The 19,990-nt window shown below is 59.8% G+C and carries 15 protein-coding genes; all 15 read left to right on the plus strand.

The genetic code is table 11. The features are described 5' to 3' along the window. Window positions 1–153 precede the first annotated feature (153 nt). Complete coding sequence (locus MP439_08310; GenBank protein ID MCI2976065.1) at window positions 154–954, plus strand: hypothetical protein; 801 nt, start codon at window positions 154–156, stop codon at window positions 952–954. 528 nt (window positions 955–1,482) lie between these two features. Next, complete coding sequence (gene pyrR / locus MP439_08315; protein ID MCI2976066.1) at window positions 1,483–2,013, plus strand: bifunctional pyr operon transcriptional regulator/uracil phosphoribosyltransferase PyrR; 531 nt, start codon at window positions 1,483–1,485, stop codon at window positions 2,011–2,013. Between the two features lie 9 nt (window positions 2,014–2,022). After that, entirely contained in the window at window positions 2,023–3,348 is a 1,326-nt protein-coding gene (locus tag MP439_08320; GenBank protein ID MCI2976067.1) for a dihydroorotase, read from the plus strand. Next, entirely contained in the window at window positions 3,341–4,870 is a 1,530-nt protein-coding gene (gene carA / locus MP439_08325) for a glutamine-hydrolyzing carbamoyl-phosphate synthase small subunit (GenBank protein ID MCI2976068.1), read from the plus strand. The genes MP439_08320 and carA overlap by 8 nt, the downstream gene beginning before the upstream one ends. Beyond that, window positions 4,863–8,165 (plus strand): carbamoyl-phosphate synthase large subunit, encoded by a 3,303-nt coding sequence (gene carB, locus MP439_08330; GenBank protein MCI2976069.1) that lies wholly within the window; start codon window positions 4,863–4,865, stop codon window positions 8,163–8,165. Before carA ends, carB begins: the two co-directional genes overlap by 8 nt. After that, window positions 8,162–9,088, plus strand: a complete 927-nt coding sequence (locus tag MP439_08335; GenBank protein MCI2976070.1) for a dihydroorotate dehydrogenase — start codon at window positions 8,162–8,164, stop codon at window positions 9,086–9,088. Before carB ends, MP439_08335 begins: the two co-directional genes overlap by 4 nt. Before the next feature lie 62 nt (window positions 9,089–9,150). After that, window positions 9,151–9,825, plus strand: a complete 675-nt coding sequence (gene pyrF, locus MP439_08340; GenBank protein MCI2976071.1) for an orotidine-5'-phosphate decarboxylase — start codon at window positions 9,151–9,153, stop codon at window positions 9,823–9,825. A gap of 73 nt (window positions 9,826–9,898) precedes the next feature. Then, the gene (locus MP439_08345) at window positions 9,899–10,219 is read left to right on the plus strand and encodes an integration host factor (GenBank protein ID MCI2976072.1); all 321 of its coding nucleotides are present in this window, start codon (window positions 9,899–9,901) and stop codon (window positions 10,217–10,219) included. A gap of 41 nt (window positions 10,220–10,260) precedes the next feature. Continuing rightward, window positions 10,261–10,779 carry a guanylate kinase gene (locus MP439_08350; protein ID MCI2976073.1) on the plus strand — a complete coding sequence of 173 codons (519 nt, stop codon included), beginning with the start codon at window positions 10,261–10,263 and terminating at the stop codon, window positions 10,777–10,779. A 495-nt stretch (window positions 10,780–11,274) separates the two neighbouring features. Beyond that, window positions 11,275–11,556 carry a DNA-directed RNA polymerase subunit omega gene (gene rpoZ, locus MP439_08355; GenBank protein MCI2976074.1) on the plus strand — a complete coding sequence of 94 codons (282 nt, stop codon included), beginning with the start codon at window positions 11,275–11,277 and terminating at the stop codon, window positions 11,554–11,556. An 11-nt stretch (window positions 11,557–11,567) separates the two neighbouring features. Then, window positions 11,568–12,758, plus strand: coding sequence for a bifunctional phosphopantothenoylcysteine decarboxylase/phosphopantothenate--cysteine ligase CoaBC (gene coaBC / locus MP439_08360; protein ID MCI2976075.1), 1,191 nt, complete (start codon window positions 11,568–11,570; stop codon window positions 12,756–12,758). 49 nt (window positions 12,759–12,807) lie between these two features. After that, window positions 12,808–13,995, plus strand: a complete 1,188-nt coding sequence (gene metK / locus MP439_08365) for a methionine adenosyltransferase (protein MCI2976076.1) — start codon at window positions 12,808–12,810, stop codon at window positions 13,993–13,995. Next, the gene (locus MP439_08370; protein MCI2976077.1) at window positions 13,985–16,075 is read left to right on the plus strand and encodes a hypothetical protein; all 2,091 of its coding nucleotides are present in this window, start codon (window positions 13,985–13,987) and stop codon (window positions 16,073–16,075) included. The genes metK and MP439_08370 overlap by 11 nt, the downstream gene beginning before the upstream one ends. A 150-nt stretch (window positions 16,076–16,225) precedes the next feature. Continuing rightward, the gene (locus tag MP439_08375; GenBank protein ID MCI2976078.1) at window positions 16,226–17,998 is read left to right on the plus strand and encodes an SCO family protein; all 1,773 of its coding nucleotides are present in this window, start codon (window positions 16,226–16,228) and stop codon (window positions 17,996–17,998) included. Between the two features lie 157 nt (window positions 17,999–18,155). Further along, a complete protein-coding gene (locus tag MP439_08380; protein ID MCI2976079.1) occupies window positions 18,156–19,295 on the plus strand; it encodes a hypothetical protein in 1,140 nt (379 codons plus the stop codon). The last annotated feature ends 695 nt before the right edge of the window (window positions 19,296–19,990 follow it).

A 19,990-nucleotide genomic window follows, 5' to 3' on the forward strand; every position in this document is an offset into this window, starting at 1 on the left:
AGCCATCCTTTGGAAGTAGCGTAAGACGCTGCTTCGCTAGGGTTGGCTCTGCAGAGTCGTTCTGTGGATCGTAGTTCGGTATTGCCTAGGTGTTGCTAAGAAATCAGGAGAGAGCATCGTGTTCGTGCAGTTGAGGGAGAGTGAGGTTCGCAGATGGTGTCAGTGATCGCTGTTAGCATCCTCTCCCTTGCCTGTGTCGTGATCGGATTGGTGCGGGCTCGGCGCAATGGGGGGTTTCACGGGATCCAGGGTCGGCTGGCGCTTGCTGTCGTCGCACTCGGTGTCCTGATGGATCCTTTCGCAGTCGACTACGCGGCACGCTCTCTCTGGTTTCACTCGCTTTTACTGGTAGTAGTTTCACTGTGGTTGGCCTTGGTCGTGTTGTCGAAGGAGGTCATCCGTGGCATCGATCGTCTTCGTGACCGTGGTCGGTTCGCTGAGTTCGGACTGCGGTGGGTGTGGGGATTTGTCGTTGTCCAAGACGTCTTGCTTTGGGTCGGGTTCCAGGATGGTTTCGAGCATGTGGCGCTCCGTGACCCCATTGTTTTGGCGGTCTTGATCTATGTTGAGGTGGTGATCTCGGCTGCGGTGATCTTTCTCCTCTCGGGGGACGGGCGCCCGAACGTCACGCACGTACGTCAGGTGATCATTGCTTGGTCATCGGCGATGGTGGTGATGGCACTCGGTGTCTCGCTCGGGCTTTCTGGGCCGTGGTTCGGGTTCGTGTCGGCATCGGCGGCAGCTCTTCATCAGGAGACGGAGCAGCAGATTGCTGCGGTCATCTTCGTGATTCTCGGAGGTGCTCCGTGGTTCCTGATCGGGACACAGAAGATGCGACTATGGTTGGAGTCAGAAGAGCGTGAAGCTGTTGTCAGCTTTTCAGCCCCGATCCAGCGTTTTGGGCGTTCGGTGAAGGTTAGTCAGGTAAAGCGGGGGCGTGTTGAAGGGAGGTGAAGAGTGTTCGGAAGTGTGACAGGCTATACAGCGGGTGCTGATATGACTTTTGCCATCCCGATTGGTATTTTTGCGCTGGCGGTGGTTTATGGCTTCTTTGCAAGAAGGAAGCTGTCGAATCGCCGATAGGGTCAGACCCATCCAGTGTTGAGTAATAGGCGTGAGGGGTCCGGGAGAGCCGGGCTCCTCACGCTTTTTGTTGTCTGGGATGGGATTCGCTGGGCCAATCGAACAGACGATGCTCCGACAAGGGGTGGGATGCCCCGCGTGCTGGGCCGACGGGTCCCACCTTCTCGCGTTGTTCGATAGCTCGGTGATGCCGTGGCGATGTCGATCCTCCTGGATGCGGATTGGGTTGTTGACGGTCAGCGTCTTGCCTCGCCCTGATGTCGAGGTACGGTGCCGGGTCGATTGTGAGTCGGTCGTGATGGGGGGGATCTGTTGGCTGGTGCGAACTGAGGTTCGTCTGCTGCTAGGATCGTAGCGACCGTTAACTGAGTCCAGTGAGGCTCAGACGGAGGGAGTGAGATGGCGCGTAGTTCCGTAGTCTTCGATGATGGTGAGATCAATCGGGCGATCGCCCGCATGGCTCACGAGGTTGTCGAGCGGCTCCATGTTGATACAGGTGATGCGGCGACCGGACTGTCGGTCGTGGGTATTCGTTCTGGTGGTGTTTGGCTTGGCCAACGACTGTTGGAGCGCCTCGTAGAGTACACCGGTATCGAAATTCCGTTCTCAGAGATCAATATTGCATCATTTCGGGATGACCGACCGCGCACGGCGGTGGTGTATGCAGGTGGCGTTGGGCAGCGTGTTCCAGCCGAGGGTGGCGTGGTCATCCTGGTCGATGATGTCATCCAAAGTGGACGCACGGCCAGAGCGGCGCTTGAGGCGATACTCTCGACGTATCGCCCCCAGCGGATTCAGCTTGCGGTTCTTATCGATCGGGGGCATCGTGAGCTCCCGATCTGCCCGGATTATGTGGGCAAGAACCTTCCTTCGGCACTGTCGGAGTATGTCGCAGTCACCCCTCAGGGTGTGACGATCCATCGAGCCTAAGGAGTCTGGTTGCGTACTGTTCTGAGCCGCGGGGTGATCTTTACTGGAACGCGTTTGCTTCGGGGCGATCTCGTCGTTGAAGATGGCCACATCGTCGCGATCGGCGAGGATGTGGAGCAGTACCGTGGGGATCGAGTCATCGACTGTGAAGGCAAGGTCGTGGCACCCAGCTTCGTCGATCTACACACCCACCTTCGGTTTCCCGGTGTCGATGAGGCCGATGACCCCGAAAGCGTTGCTCGCGCGGGGCTCGCAGGGGGTTTTGGAGTCTTGGTTGCGATGGCCAATACCGTCCCTCCGATCGATCGGCTGAGCCGTTGGCACGAAGCCAATGATCGGTTCCGCGGTCTCGGTGTCGAGGTGATCCAGGCGACGAGTGTGACCATGGATCGTGAGGGCACACAGCTAGTCGATGTTGAGGCGTTGGCTGATGCCGGGGTCCTCATCATGAGCGATGATGGATCCGGGATACAGCGTAGTGATGTGATGCGCGACGCGCTGGTGGCGTCGGCAGAGTACGGAGTCGTGATCGCACAACACAGCGAGGATGCGCGCCTAGCTGCGGGTGGTGTCATCAATGACGGTGCCTTTGTCGAGGTCCTCGGAGTCGGTGGGATTCCCGAGGTGGCCGAGTCGGCGATGGTGGCACGTGATGTCGAGCTGCTCAAGGTCATTCCTGGGCAGTTGCATCTCCAACATGTGACGGCGCGCGAGTCATTGAACCTCTATCGTCAAGCCAAGCGGGAGGGGTTGCGGATCTCGGCAGAGGTGACGCCACACCACCTACTGCTACCCGAGGGACGTGTCACGACTGGGGATACGAGGTTTAAGGTCAACCCACCACTCCGATCTCCGGCCACCCAGATGGCCCTCGTCCAGGGTGTTGTTGATGGAACCTTCGATTGCATCGCCACTGACCATGCTCCACACCCAGATTCTCGCAAGGCTGGCTCCTATGTGGATGCAGCCTTTGGCATGCTTGGCCTCGCTGAGGCGTGGTCGGCGGCCTGGATGGCGGTGCGTCGCAGTCTGCCAGCTGATCAAGCGGCGCTCGAACCAGACCTTGGGTCCAGGACCTGGTTAGCGCTTGCGCGGGTTCTGGGTGCTTTAAGCGTTGGTCCGGCGGCGGTTCTTGGTCGCTCGGTTGGCTTGCGCGCTGGTGCGGTCGCCGATGTGGTGGTTCTCGATCCCGAACAACGACCGCGTGAGGTGCCGAGCCGCTGGTACCGCTCGAAGAACACCCCCTATCAGGGTGAAGAGCTCATCGGTCGGGTTGATGAGGTGTTTCTCCGGGGTAGTCAGCTGGTGGCTGATGGGGAGGTTCTTGATGTCTGAAGCCGGTTGTTTCGATCCATTTCCTTCCGTTACGACTAGGGCCGATGGATCATTTGCCAACGCCTATCTCCCGTATCTCGGGGTGGCTGCGCTCAAGATGCCATCGCGCGGGTCGTCGTTGCCTGATGCGTCGCGCCAGCCCCTACCGAGTGAGTCGACCTCTGACTTTCGGGTGGATGATATGGGCTCCTTTCTCCCGAGGGCGCCAATGACTCTATCGCCAATACTGGCAGCGGGTACTGGCGAGTCCGCCGCTTCGGGCCCTGGCGAGGTCGATGGCATCGGGGTTCGAAGCGACGCCGATGAGGTTGGTGGCCACCCATCCGAAGGACATCAGCGGTCCGGGTTGCCCGGTGGGGTCGCGTTCGGCGGTGACCGAGAGGACGTGAGGAGGTCGCCGGGTTGGCTGGTGTTGCGTGACGGCACCCGTTTTAGCGGTGAGTTTGTCCATACGCGAGGTGCACCTGCGCCTCAATCGGTGGTGGCTGAGGTAGTGTTCAACACCGCGATGAGCGGCTATCAGGAGGTGGTGAGTGACCCATCGTACTACGGGCAGATGGTGTGTTTCACCACCGCACAGCTCGGCAACTACGGTATCACCGATTCGGACTTTCAAAGCGCCAAGGTTTGGGTTTCAGCGGTGCTGGCACCACGCTATAGCGCCACCGTCTCGAATTTCGCTGCCCAGCGTTCACTCGTTAGGACCCTTGAGGATGCCCAAGTGCCGCTGTTTGTCAACTTTGATGCCCGGCGACTGGTGCGCCATCTGCGCGATGTCGGTGCGATCCCGGGGATGCTCACCATCCAGGACCCTGATGCCGCCTACGAACAGGTTCGCAATGCTCAAGGTACCGACGGCAAGAACCTGGTCGACGCGGTCTCGACCCCAACGAGTTACTCGCTGGCGCCGCTTGACGGGGACGCGGTGAACGCGATAACTCCTCGTTTGGTGGTGATCGACTATGGCGTCAAACGCGCGATGCTCGCCAGCCTTCGTGGTCCCTGGGAGATCGTCGTCGTCAATGCGAGCGTGAGCGCTGCTGAAATCCGTGCACTCGAGCCCTCGGCACTCTTTCTTTCGAATGGGCCAGGTGATCCGGATGCGCTCGGCGACAAGGTGGCGACCATCCGTGAGTTCCTTGGGCATGTTCCGATCGCTGGCATCTGCCTTGGACATCAGCTGCTGGGTTTGGCGCTGGGGGCGAGAACCTACAAGCTGAAGTTTGGGCACCATGGTTCGAACCACCCCGTGGCTCGCCTGGCCGATCACCGAGTGGCTATCACCGCCCAGAACCACAACTACGCCGTCGATGAGGAGTCACTCGCCGATGTTGCCCGAGGCGTTGAGGTCACCCATCGGAACCTCTTCGATGGTGTCGTCGAGGGGATGCGCAGTCGAGACATCAGAATCGTGAGCGTGCAGTATCACCCGGAGGCCGCACCCGGGCCGCTAGAGGAACGGGGTTATATGGCCGGCGAAATCGCTTCGCTGATAGGGCTCAAAGGAGCTGATCGTGCCTAGGTCAGATACTCTGTCGTCGGTACTTGTAATTGGGTCTGGCCCGATCGTGATTGGACAGGCGAGTGAGTTCGACTATTCGGGGGTGCAGGCCTGTCGAGTCTTGCGAGCAGAGGGCCTTCGAGTGATCCTTGCAAACTCCAACCCAGCCACGATCATGACCGATCCGGAGTTCGCCGATGCCACCTATATCGAACCCCTGACACTCGAGGTGATGACCAAGATCATCGAACGGGAACGGCCTGATGCGCTCCTGCCGACCCTTGGTGGCCAGACCGCCCTCAACTTGGCCATGGAGCTTGACGCAAGCGGGGTGTTGGCGCGTTATGGGGTACAGATGATTGGAGCCAAGCCCGAAGCGATTCAGATTGCGGAGAGTCGCGAGGCCTTCAAGGAGCTGCTTATCACCATGGGATATGGGGGCGCCACCATCAAGGGTGGTATCGCTCGTTCCATTGAGGACGCGACTAAGATCGTGCGCACGCTGGGGTTCCCGGTTATGTTGCGGCCATCGTTTATCCTTGGCGGCGCAGGAACCGGTATTGCTCATTCCCAAGATGAATTTCTGGCCATGATGGAGGAGGGGTTGCGGGCGTCTCCGGTCAACGAGGTCCTCGTCGAGGAGTCGATCGCGGGTTGGAAGGAGTTCGAACTCGAGGTCATGCGCGATAGGAACGATAATTGCGTGGTGGTCTGTTCGATCGAAAATTTGGATCCCATGGGTGTCCATACCGGTGACTCCATCACCGTTGCACCGATCCAGACGTTGACCGATCTCCAATACCAGGAGATGCGCTCGTTGTCTTTTGCCGTTCTGCGAGGGGTGGGCGTCGAGACCGGAGGTTCTAACGTCCAGTTCGCCGTGGACCCTGCGACTGGGCGGATGGTGGTGGTTGAGATGAACCCACGGGTATCACGCTCCTCCGCGTTGGCGTCGAAGGCCACCGGTTTCCCGATCGCCAAGATCGCTACCAAACTTGCGCTCGGCTATACCTTGGATGAGATCAACAACGATATCACCGAGGTGACGCCGGCCAGCTTTGAACCCGCCCTCGACTACGTGGTGGTCAAGGTTCCACGGTGGGTGTTTGAAAAGTTCGAAGGGGTGCCGGAGGTGCTCTCGACCTCCATGCAGTCGGTCGGTGAGGCGATGGCGATTGGGCGAAGCTTCGCCGAGGCATTACAAAAGGCGTTGCGCTCGATCGAGCGATCACGGGACGGCCTGAACGCTGACGAGAGTGAGCGCGAGGTGCGTGCCCTCTCTGACGAGGAGTTGCTCGCACAGCTCACGGTGGCCTCGCCGAATCGTATCTTCTTGGTTGGTGAGGCCCTCTACCGGGGTATCGGGATCGATGTGGTGCATGCCACGACGCGGATCGATCCCTGGTTTCTCGCTGAAATCGAGGAGCTGCTCTCGGTGCGACACCTACTTGAGGGCATGGCAGGTGATCTGAGCCGGCTTGGACGCGATGAACTCATGCGTGCTCGACGGGCCGGTTTTGGCGATGCGCAGCTGGCTTATCTCTTAGGTGTCGACCTTAGCGAGGTGCGCAAGCTGCGGGCCAACTTGGGCGTGGCGAGTACCTACCAGTCGGTCGACACCTGCGCAGGGGAGTTTGAGGCCCACACACCGTACTTCTACTCCTCGAGTGAGGCGGCCACGGAGGTGGTTGGACTCGACGCCCCGACGGTCATCATTCTTGGTTCGGGTCCGAACCGGATCGGGCAGGGCATCGAGTTCGATTACTGCTGTGTGCACGCGAGTTTCGCCCTGCGCGAGCTTGGTTATCGCACGGTCATGGTGAACTCTAACCCAGAGACGGTCTCGACCGATTACGACACCTCCTCACGGCTTTACATGGAGCCGCTGGCGCTCGAACATGTGCTTGACGTGATCGAGGCCGAGCGCAGCCGCTCCAATCTTGTCGGGGTATTCGTGGCCTTTGGTGGACAGACCCCGCTAAAACTGGCCCGCCATCTCGATGAATCCCTGATCCTTGGCACCTCGGGGGCGGCGATCGATCGTGCAGAGGACCGCAATCTGTGGTCTGAGCTTTGCGAATCCCTTGGTATTCTGCAGCCCCCAGGCACTACGGTCACAAGCCTCGAGGAGGCAAAGCGCGCGGCACGAGAGGTCGGGTACCCCGTGCTGATCCGGCCCTCCTACGTGCTGGGTGGCCGTGCCATGGAGATCGTGGCCAACGAGGAGGATCTTACCCATAGCTTCTTGCGCCTCGCCTCACTGAGCGACGAGGGGCAGATGTCGCAGTCGCGCCCGGTGTTGATCGACCGATTCCTCGAAGGTGCCATCGAGGTCGATGTGGATGCCGTTCGGGATGCGACCGGTGAGGTGCTCATCGGAGGGGTTATGGAACACGTCGAGGAGGCCGGAGTGCACTCTGGCGATTCGGCATGCGTGTTACCCCCAGTCACCCTCTCACCTAAGGTGATTGCTAACATCGAGGCCATCATCACGGCGGTCGCCAACGAGCTCGGTGTGGTGGGGCTCATCAACATGCAGTTTGGGGTACAAGACGAGACGGTGTACGTGATCGAGGCAAACCCGAGGGCATCACGGACAGTACCGTTTGTGGCTAAAGCGACCGGCATCCCACTCGCTAAGATCGCGGCACGGGTGATGGTCGGTGAGACCCTTGGGGACCTGCGCGCAGCCGGTATCGTCACGATTCGGCGTGGCTCACACTATTCGGTCAAGGAAGCTGTCTTGCCATTTCATCGGTTTCCGGCCGCTGACTCGTTGCTGGGGCCTGAGATGCGCTCTACCGGTGAGGTGATGGGCATCGACGCCTCCTTTGAACTGGCCTTTGCCAAGTCACAACTCGCTGCCGGCACGGTGTTGCCCGATGGCGGTATGATCTTTCTTTCGCTGGCCAATCGCGACAAGGCAACCGGGCTCGTCCTGGCCCGTGAACTGGTGAGCCTTGGGTTCACCCTGGCAGCGACCTATGGCACCGCGGGTTTCCTGCGAAGCAATGGCGTTGCGATCGAGCTCCTGGTAGACAAGGTCCATGAGGAGCGAGTGACCGACGTGGGCACGGCGCGAGACGGACTTGTCGATGCGGTATGGCTCTTGAACTCACGCCAGGTGTCATTGGTGATCAACACACCTGAGGGCTCAGGCCCCCGCGTCGATGGCCGTCGAATCCGAGCTGCAGCACAACGGTTACGGGTTCCCTGCATCACGACGATGGCCGCAGCGCTGGCGGTGGCTGGTGGGATCGGCGCTTTGCGCAACACTGGCTATCAGGTGACGCCCATTCAGGATTACCATCGGTGAGCCGAGGCGTGGATCTGTCGGTCAGGCTTGGCCAGCTCCGGCTCCAAAATCCGGTGATGACGGCGTCCGGTACCGCTGGCTACGGTGTCGAGTTTGCCAACGTCATCGACCTTACGCTTCTTGGGGCCCACATGACCAAATCGCTCGCCGTCTTCGCCCATGCTGGGAACCCTGCGCCGCGACTGGCGCCGCTCGTTGGGGGGATGTTGAACTCGGTTGGTTTGCCTGGCCCGGGTATTGAGGCTTGGCTTGGCACCCACTATCGGCCGCTGCTGCAATCTGGTGCCGTCTTCGGTGTCAGTATCTGGGGTCGAACCATCGATGACTACATCGAGGCGGCCACCCTACTGGCTCACGGGGCACCCGAGGTGGCACTGATCGAGCTCAACGTCTCGTGCCCAAATACTGAGGCTGGTGATCGGCTGTTTGCTCATGATCCGGTGAGCACGGCTGCGATCGTTGCGGGCTGTCGAGCGGTCATGGATCGACCACTGTATGTGAAACTCTCCCCGAACACTGATCGGTATTTGGAGGTCGCCGGTGCGGCCATCGAGGCCGGAGCCGATGGACTCGTTGCCATCAACACCGTCTTTGGTCAGTGGTTTGATGAGCGTGGCCCAGCACTTGGGACACCACGAGGTGGTGGACTTTCAGGTCCTCAGATTCATGGTATTGCCCTGCGAATCGTCGGCGAATTGCGCCAGAAGTTTGGGGCCATTCCGATCGTGGGTGTTGGTGGTATTGCGAGCGCCGGTGGAGTCCTTCGCATGCTGAGAGCCGGCGCCAATGCCATCCAGGTCGGTACCGCCAACTTTGTCGATCCACGACGATCACAACTCATCATCGACCAGCTCAGAGCCCGGGTCCAGATCTCAGGGATGGCGTCATTGGGTGAACTCGTTGACTCGGGCTTTGCGGGATGAGTTTGTGATCGGCCGAGGCCCAGGAGAAGTTATCCATGAATCATAGTAAAGGAGAGTGGGCGATGAGGGAACGATTGATTCTGGCACTCGATCGTGACGATACGGTCGCCGCCATGCGTTTGGCAACTGGCTTGCGCGAGTATTTTGGCATCGTCAAGGTGGGGCTTGAGCTGTTCTCGGCAGCTGGTCCTTCCGTCGTATTTGGGTTGCGTGAGGCAGGATTTCGGGTATTTATCGACGTCAAGCTTCATGATATACCGACGACAGTTGGTCGAGCGTCTCGCGTACTAGGATCGCTTGGCCCGGCGTTTGTTACCATGCACGCAGTTGGGGGTGTCGAGATGGTCCTCCGCGGCGTTGAGGGGTTGATGGAGGGGGCCTCTTTGGCAGGGGAGGAGATGCCCGTGGCCTTAGCGGTCACCGTGTTGACCTCGGAGGCCAGCGCCGACCCCGAACTCCTAGGGACCCGGATCTCCATTGCGCTCGCTGGGGGTGCGCAAGGCTATGTTGCGAGTGCTCACGATCTCGCGACGACGCGGACGCTTGCCCCGGCAATGATCTCGGTGGTGCCAGGGATTCGGACAGCCGATGGGTCAGTAGATGATCAGCGTCGGGTGGCGACGGCCAGTGAGGCGCTCGCTGGCGGCGCCGACTATCTGGTCATTGGGAGGATGGTGACCGAGGCGGCTGATCCGGTTGCGGCAGCGATGACCCTGGTGACAGGGCTCGCTGGCTAAGAATCTGGTGGGTTTTTACTGTTTTCTTGTCAAAACGGTCCTGTTGGCCTTCGGTATCTGCTAATTTGCGCTTATGCCATTGCCACCACAATTGACGCCAGAACAGAGGGCCGCTGCACTTGCTAAGGGTGCAGAGGCAAGGAGGGCCCGTGCCGAGGTGAAGGAGCGCCTCAAGACTGGTAGTATGCCGCTTTCTGAGCTACTTGCGCAAGCTGAGAAGGATGAGATCATCGGGAGGATGAAGGTCCTTTCGGTTATCGAGTCGCTCCCGGGAATTGGGAAGATCAAGGCCCGCCGGATTATGGAGGATATCGGTATCGCCGAGACTCGCCGTGTTCAGGGCCTAGGCGCGGTACAACGCAAGCGCTTGCTCGAAGAGACCGAGCGCCACTGATCGTCGTCCTCTGCGGCCCCGGCGGGGTTGGCAAAGGGACGATCGCCACTGAGGTAGTCCGCCGGATTCCTTCATTGGCGCTTTCCATATCTTGGACGACGCGCAAAATCCGCCCCGGTGAGTCGGAGGATGCCTATGTTTTCGTGAGTCGTAAGCGGTTTCTCGCGGCCGTCGACGTTGGCTTTTTTCTTGAGTGGGAGGAGTTTGGCCACAATCTCTACGGCACACCGCGTCCCAATGCGGGAGCGGGCCCCAATGGGGGGCATAGTGCGGTGCTGTTGGAGATCGACGCCAAGGGAGCGCGAACGGTTAGGAGATTGGAGCCCTCGTCGCTGATTATCGGGCTGGAGCCCCCTTCACTTGCTGCGCTACGCGACCGCATGGGTGGTCGTGGCGATTCCCCTGAACATATCGAACGCCGGGTGAAGATCGCGGACGAGGAGATGGCGCTTGCGAGAAGCATCGCCGATCACGTCGTGGTCAACGATGATCTTGGGAGCGCCGTCGACGAGGTCGTTCACCTGATCGAGGCCTGGCTGCAGGAAAGATCCACAAGATAGGCGACGGTGTTCTTTCGTTCAACCCGTCAAACCCATGCTGGCGAGTGGTTGACGAGAATCCGGCTCGATTACTCACCTCTGATGGGCTCCCTGCAACGCTGGTGTTGATGGCTCTTGACGAGGGTGCGTTGTCGCTAGTGCAACGCTGCTCGATGTGGGTAACAACGCTTCGGATTGGGCCACCTTGTGCCCGGCGTCGTTGCCGATACTTGAGTCAAGGGGCCCCAGAAGCGGCTCGCGTCGATGGGTGCTGCTTGCCATGAACGTGTTAGCTCGTCGATTCATAGTCGTTCGATTCATGCTCGCTCGATTTTTCAGGGCTGATTCGGCGTTGAGTGGACTGAGAATACGGTGGCTCCCTGGATGATGGGTCGTTCGACACGGGGGCAGTCGTTGTGATGTGACCGGATTTTTGCCCATCAGTGGGTGCAACTAGCACAATTGGGCAACCAGGTTGTTTAAGCTGTTGAGCACGTAAGCCGTGAGGAGTGGGAAATGGAACGAACGAGGTCGATGTTGATGCCGCCAATCGAGGTGCTCCTTGAGGATACGGGATCGAAGTTCACCCTCGTGTCGCTGGCCGCAAAGCGCGCACGCCAGATCAACGAGTACCGTAGTCGTCTTGGCGATGGCTTGGGTACGCTGATTCCTCCTCAGCTGGAGTCCGATGCGGCCAAGTCTTTGTCGTTGGCCTTCGATGAGATCGCTGCTGGCAAGATCGTTCCGGAGTTTCATGAGGAGCTTGCCGAAGTGGTCACCGACGACGAGCCGGAGTAGGGCTTTGGGTCGTGGCTGAGCACGTCGTCGTTGTCGTCACCGGCGGAGTAGCGGCCTTTAAATCTCTCGAGGTTGTCAGAGAACTACTTGAGCGGGGCTACGAGGTTGCCACTGTCATGACTGAGGCAGCCGAAAACTTTCTTGGCCCACAGTCGCTGGCCTCCGTTGGGCACACGAATCCCTCGCGTGGCCTGTTTGGCACCTCCCCTTCACCACATACTGAATTGGCCGAGTGGGCCGATCTGTTCGTTGTCGTTCCCGCCACCGCTGACTTTTTGGCCAAGATGGCTCATGGTCAGGCTGACGACCTCGCTACCACCTCGCTGTTGGCCTTTGACGGACCGGTGATCGTCGCGCCTGCAATGCATTCGGCCATGTGGGAGGCGCCGGCGACGCAACGCAACGTGACCACGCTCATCGGTGACGGTGTACATGTCATGGGCCCGACGAACGGGCGACTCGCTGGCGGTGATGTTGGTGTTGGACGGCTGGTAGATCCTCTTTGGATCGTCGAGGCGGTGAGGTATTGGCTCAGTGAGACCCCACGATCACTTGTCGGCCTGTCGATTACCGTCTCGGCTGGTGGAACGCGCGAGCCAATCGATGCCGTGCGCTACATTGGCAACCGTTCCAGTGGTCGCCAGGGATTCGCTCTCGCCCAGGTGGCTGCCATTGCAGGAGCAACGGTGCGCTGTGTTGCCACGGTAGACCCGCCGTTTCCCCCTGACCTGATCGAGATCGTCCGTGTCGAGACCGCCGTTGAGATGCTCGAGGCCATGCTCGAGGCCCAGCACGATGCCGATGTGTTGATTATGAGCGCAGCGGTCGCGGACTTTCGCGTGCGAGAACCTTTTGCCGGCAAGGTCAAACGTGCCGGCAAGGAGCGCCTTGAGCTTTCGTTGGTTGCCAACCCGGATGTGTTGGTCGAACTGGTACGCCATCGTAGCGAGGACCAAATCATCGTCGGGTTCGCGGCTGAAGTAGAGAACCTTGAGGCCAGCGTTGCGTCGAAATTGGCGAGCAAGGGGGTGGATCTGATGGTTGGTAACAACGTCGCAGCTCCCGGCACCGCGTTTGGTTCACCAGATAACGCGGTGTATCTACTGGATCGCACGGGTCGTGCATCCTGGGTCCCGCTCGCCGCCAAGGCTGAGGTCGCCAGTGCCATCTTGGCAGCGATCGCCGTCTTGGCCAAGGTCTAGACTGAGCCCAAGAAGAACGAGCCTTGTGGCCTTACCTGTTGGGAGATGCATGCGTCCTTACCTCTTTACCTCTGAATCGGTGACCGAGGGACACCCCGATAAGATGGCTGACCAGATCTCTGACTCCATCTTGGATGAGATCCTGGCCCAGGACCCCGAGTCACGGGTGGCCTGTGAGACGCTGTTGACCACGGGGCTCGTGGTGGTCGCAGGTGAGATTACCACCGAAGGCTATGTCGATATCCCAAAGATCGTCCGTCGGACGATCTGTGACATTGGATACGACAATGAAACCTATGGCTTTGACGGCAACACCTGCGGCGTCATCGTCTCTCTCGATGAGCAGTCGCGCGATATTGCCAACGGGGTTTTGACGGCGTTCGAACGACGGGCTGGCCAAGGTGACCCACTCTCGGCACTGGGTGCCGGCGATCAAGGGATGATGTTTGGCTTTGCCTGTGACGAGACGGCTGACCTCATACCGTTGCCGATCTGGATCGCACATCGTCTGGCGCAGCGTTTGACCGAGGTGCGCCGGGCTGGGCTCCTCCCATACCTTCGACCTGACGGCAAGACCCAAGTCACCGTTGAGTACGAGGGCTATCGTCCGGTTCGGATCGACAAGGTGCTGATCTCCACCCAACATCAGGCAGGGATCGACCTCGAGACACTGCTTAAACCCGATCTCACGTCGATCGTGATTGAACCGATGCTGCCGCGTTCCATCGACATTGAAGGTATGCAGGTCTTGACCAATCCCACTGGTCGGTTCGAGATCGGTGGGCCACACGCCGATACCGGCCTCACCGGTCGCAAGATCATCGTCGACACCTACGGTGGCTCGGCGCGCCATGGTGGGGGAGCATTCTCAGGTAAAGATCCCTCGAAAGTGGATCGCTCAGCGGCCTATGCCGCGCGTTGGGTGGCCAAGCATGTCGTGGCCTCGGGAGCTGCTAAACGGTGCGAAGTGCAGATCGCCTACGCCATTGGAGTGGCTCATCCGGTGTCCATCATGGTCGACACCTTCGGTACCGAGGTCGTCGATCCAGCCAAGATCGAAGCGGCGATCCGTACGATTTTCGACCTGCGCCCAGCGGCCATCATTGAGGCGTTGGATTTGCGACGGCCGATCTATCGGCGAACGGCGGCCTACGGGCACTTTGGACGCAGTGGGGTTGGCTTCACTTGGGAAGAAACCTCGCGGCTCGAACCCTTCAAGGCGGAGCTTGGCCTCTAGCGCAGTCGATGTAATTGTCGAGATCGTCGGACGACCTGGTCCCTATCGGTATCGGTGGCCCGACAAGCTCGGCGCTCCGACGCTCGGTGACGAGGTCATCGTCGAACTCCAGACGCGGCAGATCGCTGCCTGGGTCGTCGCGATTTCCTCGCTCGATGATGACGAGCCTGTTGAGCTCAAAGAGGTGCTGCGCCTTCGGCGACCGGGTGTGAATGAGCGCCTGGTGCAACTCGCATTGGCGAGCGCGCGATGGTACGTGTGCTCGCCGGTCTATTTCTTGCGTAAGCTGCGTAGCCCTCGGGTGCGCGATGCGGCCAAGGTGAGGGCTGCGCAAGGGTCTCGGTTCGATACCGCCACTGAGTCTTCGCGCACCACTCAGCTCGCGGTCTCTGCGCCAACGGCGCATGCCGCAAATCAACAATCGCGCGAAGCGGACGACCCGTCAGTGACCGCCGGGATCCAGGCGTTGCGAGTACCCCAGGTTGGCAGCGAGGTCACGGCCATAGTGCCCCCCGATCCCGAGGCGGTTGAGCGGGGGGTTGGTGTGCGCAAGCATGCATCACAGGGTCCTCGATCACACGCTCAGTTGGTAGCCAAGCCCACAGGGCAAGCCGACGAGGAGCCCCATCGTAGGCCAGACGAGACGGCGCAGGCCGTCCCGATGACGCCGGAACTTGCTCCCATGGATCTCATCTGGCACTCACTCGGGGCGAGCTCGATCGAGATGGCGCTGGTCTTTCTGCGACAGCGCAAAGGAGGGCGTGGAATTATCGTCTGTGCCACCCTTCGCCAGCGTGCTCGCATGCTAGAAGCGCTCAAGGCCGAGGGGTTGACGGCTGGCGATGGCGACGGTGACTGGGTTGAGATCGCCTCGGGTGCGATCGATGTGGTGGTGGCGGGCCGCTATGGCGCCTTCACCCCGATCGAGAACATCGACTTTGTCGTCGTGTTAGACCCTATCGACCCGAGTATGCGTGAGCAGGCAATGCCGGTCGGTGACGGCCTCGAACTCGCCCGCCTTCGAGCTGGCCTCGAGGGAACCGCCGTGACGGTGATCACGGCAGCACCACCGCTGGCGGTAGCTGAGCAGGCCCGCGTGTACCGGGAGCCCTTCGCCCTTGAGGCCAAGCGGTGGCCGCAGTTTGGCGTGATTCGGCTCGCCGAGGTGGACCCGACCAGAGGGGTGGTCGGTGCGATTTTGGATCGAAGTCGAGGGGTTGGGGATGGACGGCTGATTCGTCTTGCCATTATCGTCCCAAGCACCGGTTGGAGTGGTTGGCTCCGTTGTCAAAGCTGCCATGCGTTGCAGCGTTGCCCAACCTGTCATGGTTCGCTCGTTCCACACAATCTCGACATCGAGCGTGCAGGGCTCAGCCAACGCCTTAGTTTGATCCATCGCGGATTGGTGGTCGCGGCGATGTCGTGTGCGAGCTGTTCGACTCGCATGCCTTTGCGTTGTCTGGTATGTTCGAGTCGTAAAGTCACGACGGCGGCACTCTCGGCCGAGCGGGTTCGCGCACTGGTGGCGGGTGCTACCCAAGAGCAGGTCGAACTCGTCACCGGAGAACAAATGCCAGCCGCTGAGTCCCGCTATGTCGTTGGTGGCTACGGGTTGCTCGATCGGCTCGATGGCTGCGATGTCGTCGCTCTGGTCAATCTAGAGCAGTTCTGGGGCGCCTCATCGTTGGAGGGGGTGCCGTTGACACTGTATTATTGCAACCGTGCTGCCTCGATCGCCACTCGCGTACTGGTCTGTAGTGATGGAAGCATCGAGGGTCTCCTCACCGGCCTTGAGTCTCGCAATCTGCGGCCGCTCTATGGCAGCGAGTTGGCGTCGCGCCAGCGCCTAGGTCTTCCTCCTGCGAAGGCCATCGCTCGGATCACCGGGGTCGATGCGGCGAAGTATCTGTATGCACAGGCACCGGAGATTCTCGCTGGTCTAGAGGTGATCGCTGAGGGCGAAACCAGCTATCTCGTCGTCGGTTCGAGCAGTGTTGAGCTGCATGAACGCCTTGGCAAGGGACGATGGCCAACCGATAGCAGGAGCTGTCGGCTGGTCTTTGATCCGCTGCAGCTTTAAGCTAGCTGAAGGTTTTCGGTATACCGATACCAGGCCTTTGTCCTTTGAGTTTCACGCTAGCGCTGCCCCAACCGGTAGACTGGGTTGGATTCGATCGATCGGTGGTCGATGATCAACGGCCGATGCGTGTCAGTGTGAAGGAGATGATACATGCCTGGAATGGGGAGTCCGAGTCTTAGTTCTTTTGGACTTGCAGCTCCGTTTTATCATCGGGTTGCGATCGAAGCGCTGATCTTGGCAGTGGTCGCGTTTGTACTGATCGCTGCGCGCTTCCTCCTCTATGGTACGGCGTTTCGAGGTACCCCCGCCTTGGCGGTGCGCGGCGGTGACGAGGCTGGGGTGGCAACGCGGATCATGGAGCCTCGAGCACGTGCGGTGCTTCGCTACGGCTTTGGTGCATTATGGATCCTCGATGGGTTGCTGCAGTTGCAGAGTTCGATGCCGACGTCGATGATCTCGCAGGTAATTCAACCCGCAGAGACCGGACAGCCGCACTGGCTCGTTGAGTTGATGCAGTGGGGGACGAGTGCGTGGTTTCGCCATCCGATCTGGTCAGCCTCGGGGGTGATCTGGGTTCAGATCGCGATTGGACTGTGGTTGATCCTTGGTCGTGAGGGATGGTTCTCCAAGCTGGGTTACCTTCTTGCAGCCGGTTGGGGCCTGTTTGTCTGGGTGTTCGGTGAGGCAATGGGTCAAACCTTTGGCCATGGTGGCTCCTGGCTCTTTGGTGCTCCTGGTGGTGTTCTCTTCTACGTTGTAGCGGCGCTCGTATTGTTGGCCCCGTATGCCTGGTGGCAGCGGGACAAGTTGCCCCGGTGGATTCTCATGGCTGTTGGTGTGATGTTGATCGCCTTCGGCATCCAGGAGGCGCTGCCTGGACGAGGGTTTTGGAGTTTTCAGATTCCTCAGATGGTCGCGTCAATGGCCAAGGTCTCTCAACCGGGCATCATCGCCGCCAGTCTGCGGGGCTTTTATCATCTGCTTGGCGCCAACGGTGGCGCGATCGTCAACGGCATCACGGTTGCTGTCCTCGTGATCGTCGGTGCCTCCTTCGTCCTTCGCAAGGGCCTGCGGATCACCCTCCCGGTGTTTGCACTCTTCTCGGTGCTTGTGTGGTGGTTTCTTCAGGATTTCGGAGTTCTCGGTGGCGTTGGCACCGACCCGAACTCGATGTTGCCCGAACTGCTCCTCGTCATTGCTGCCGTGATGGGGCTCTCCTACTCGGAGGCGTTTGCAACCCAGCCGGCTGGGTTCTGGCCCGAGACGCTGAGCCAAGCGGGTCGACTTTTTGGTATCTGGGTGGTAGTGCTTGGTCTTGTTGGCGTGGTGCCACTTGGGTTTGCCACGGTGAACACCAGCTATTCGATTGAGTCGGCGCTCGCCTCCTCGGGTGCACCGTTTCAGATCGATCACCCAGCTGCTGGATTTACACTGCTCGATCAGTCCGGGAACACGGTATCGTCATCGACGTTCAAGGGCAAGACGCTGATCGTGACGTTCCTCGATCCAGTCTGTACTGACACCTGTCCACTGATCGCATCTGAGTTGCGGGAAGCGGATGAGCAGCTCTCTCCGGCACAGCGAGCCAACACGGACGTCATCGCGATCGCGGCCAACCCGATCTTTCATAGTGTGAGCGCGGTGCGCATCTTCACCGATCGGGAGGGGATGTCGACGCTGCCAAACTGGTACTTCTTGACCAGTCCCTCCCTCAAGAGCCTTGCGGCGGTGTGGCAAAACTACGGAGTGGGGCTGTCGGTGCCGCAAAATGGCGTGATGGTCGTGCACCCCGATCTGGTCTACATCGTTAATCCTGCCGGTGTCGAGCGGTGGATGATACCGGCTGACCCGTCAGAGACGAGTGCTGTACAATCGAGTTTTGCCTCTTTGGTGGACTCCCTGGTCAAGGGTGTACAGCATTGACACACCTTCTGGTTTGGTCGCCGACGCGACGTCCGTCGGGTAAGCGGTTGGAGCTCCAGCATTGGGCTCGAAATCAGGGGCAGGTGATTGGGGGGTGGTTGATGCCTGGTGTTGGTGTCACACGCGAGGTTCGAACGATGCGAGGTGACAGTCGTTCATGAAACATCCCGTTAGGGTCGGTGGCCTCTGCTTGGGGCTCGGCTCCTTGATGCTCGCAGCCTGTGGGTCGACGGCGACAACCGGAGCCAAGACGGCACAGGTTCGCCCACTCGCGCCGAACTATGCCACGGTGCTCGAAACCAACAGCGGTGATCTCTTTGCCGAGGCACAGTCGTATCAACACGGGCAGGTGCTCGAGGCCAAGAACGGTGTGCTGCGTCTCATGACCCCCGAAGGGGTATCGACTCGTGGCGGCGTCAGTCTGGCGTTGACCCCGGGGGGATCGACCGCGTGGGCGGCGGTCATAGCACAGCTTGAACTCTACGTGAGCCCCATTTACGTCGGGCCCATCGGCTCTTGGAAAGCAGCCGAGCTCACCACGGCGGTCGCGCCATACCCCGGGTCGGTGTTACCCATGAATTCGACCCAAGCGGTCGCGATCGTCGGATCCAAAGCCCACGGTGCGAGGCATCAAGAGCTGGTGCAGATATCGAGCTCTGGGACGATTGGCGATCTGCTGGCGACGAGCGCGACCCTCAACCACCTTGGTTCGCAGGCCAATTGCCTGAACCCGGTGTACGAGAGCCTGGTTGGTCCCGCCTCCAGTCCGACCCTCCTTGCTAGCTGTGCGAATGCATCTCGGGTGGAGTTCGCGCTACCGCTTGCGGGAACCTTCGTGGTGCGTACGCCACCAAAGGGGTCGTCATTTGTTGGCCTCTCTCAGCTGGTCGATCTCCCCGGCTCTAGCGTTGCGAAACCGGTGGCCGCCGCGGTGCTCGCGTCAAATGGCACCGATAAGGATCGGGTAGAGCTCGTCGGGTCCCTGGGGTCGAGTGCCACAGCTCTGTTGGATGGCCGCCCGATCTCTGCTCCGTCGGTCGCAGCTTCGGGCAATGGTGTGTGGGTGTTGGTGCCGCTTGCCGGCGGTAAAAGCCAGCTGATTGCGTTTTCGCCGACCGGCGCGGTTGCCAGCGATGTCGCGGGCCCCAAGCAAGCACAGGGACTAGGGCTTTCACTGGGTGGTCACCCCTTGGTGATTAGCGCAAATCCAAATGCTAACGTCATCACGCTGTGGCGTCTGGGCTCGACTGGTTTTGTCAAGACTGGTTCCTTCACTGTTCCTGAGGGGGTCAACTAAGAGGTTCACGGCACGAGCCAGGACGCTTGAGCTAGGGCTGGACCCTGTGGAGTTGACAGATTCCACCACATGCACCTTTGCGTCCACCACATGCACCTTTGAGATTGGGTGTTCTTTGGGAATGGGCGCTGGGATGGGTGTGCGACACACAGAACTGGTTTACGCAAGATTGGGTTTCAGGGGCACGCTACTGATACGGCTACGTTGATCACTCTTGAACATAGTTTGCCATCATGTCGCTAGAGCAAGGTCAGTACCTATTGGGTTGTGGCACAGGAGCTTAGAGTCCACTCAGTGACACTACACCGATGGGAAACAAAAGGACGTATTGATCCTCCTATGCACACCACAACGGGGGTACGCCCATGATTCGATGTCTGAACCTTCGATGTCTGATCCTCGTCCACTATGGCCGATAGTGTGAAGCGCACGGTAGGTCTGGCCACATTGTCACGCAAGAAGGGCAAGTATGACGAGCGGTGCTTGGTGATCGGGGATACGAGCGATGCAAAGCGCGTCGTTGTCACTCATCTGCGCCAGATTAGCCTGTGGGGACTACTAGATCCATGCAAGAGCTTGCGCGACTACGCCAAGGGTCGATACCCAGCGGGCATCAACGTTCATCTAATAGACCAGCCTCCTTTGATGCCGTGGATACCTGTGTTTGCCACATCGAGTCCTGCTTTGCTATCGGC

The organism is Ferrimicrobium sp., assembly GCA_022690815.1.
Taxonomy (GTDB): domain Bacteria; phylum Actinomycetota; class Acidimicrobiia; order Acidimicrobiales; family Acidimicrobiaceae; genus Ferrimicrobium.

What these genes read in the sequence shown, in the direction of transcription:
- MP439_08310 (MCI2976065.1), top strand. Translation starts at nt 154, where the DNA reads ATGGTGTCAGTGATCGCTGTTAGCATCCTCTCCCTTGCCTGTGTCGTG.
- pyrR (MCI2976066.1), top strand. Translation starts at nt 1,483, where the DNA reads ATGGCGCGTAGTTCCGTAGTCTTCGATGATGGTGAGATCAATCGGGCG.
- carA (MCI2976068.1), top strand. Translation starts at nt 3,341, where the DNA reads ATGTCTGAAGCCGGTTGTTTCGATCCATTTCCTTCCGTTACGACTAGG.
- pyrF (MCI2976071.1), top strand. Translation starts at nt 9,151, where the DNA reads ATGAGGGAACGATTGATTCTGGCACTCGATCGTGACGATACGGTCGCC.
- MP439_08345 (MCI2976072.1), top strand. Translation starts at nt 9,899, where the DNA reads ATGCCATTGCCACCACAATTGACGCCAGAACAGAGGGCCGCTGCACTT.
- rpoZ (MCI2976074.1), top strand. Translation starts at nt 11,275, where the DNA reads ATGGAACGAACGAGGTCGATGTTGATGCCGCCAATCGAGGTGCTCCTT.
- metK (MCI2976076.1), top strand. Translation starts at nt 12,808, where the DNA reads ATGCGTCCTTACCTCTTTACCTCTGAATCGGTGACCGAGGGACACCCC.
- MP439_08375 (MCI2976078.1), top strand. Translation starts at nt 16,226, where the DNA reads ATGCCTGGAATGGGGAGTCCGAGTCTTAGTTCTTTTGGACTTGCAGCT.
- MP439_08380 (MCI2976079.1), top strand. Translation starts at nt 18,156, where the DNA reads ATGAAACATCCCGTTAGGGTCGGTGGCCTCTGCTTGGGGCTCGGCTCC.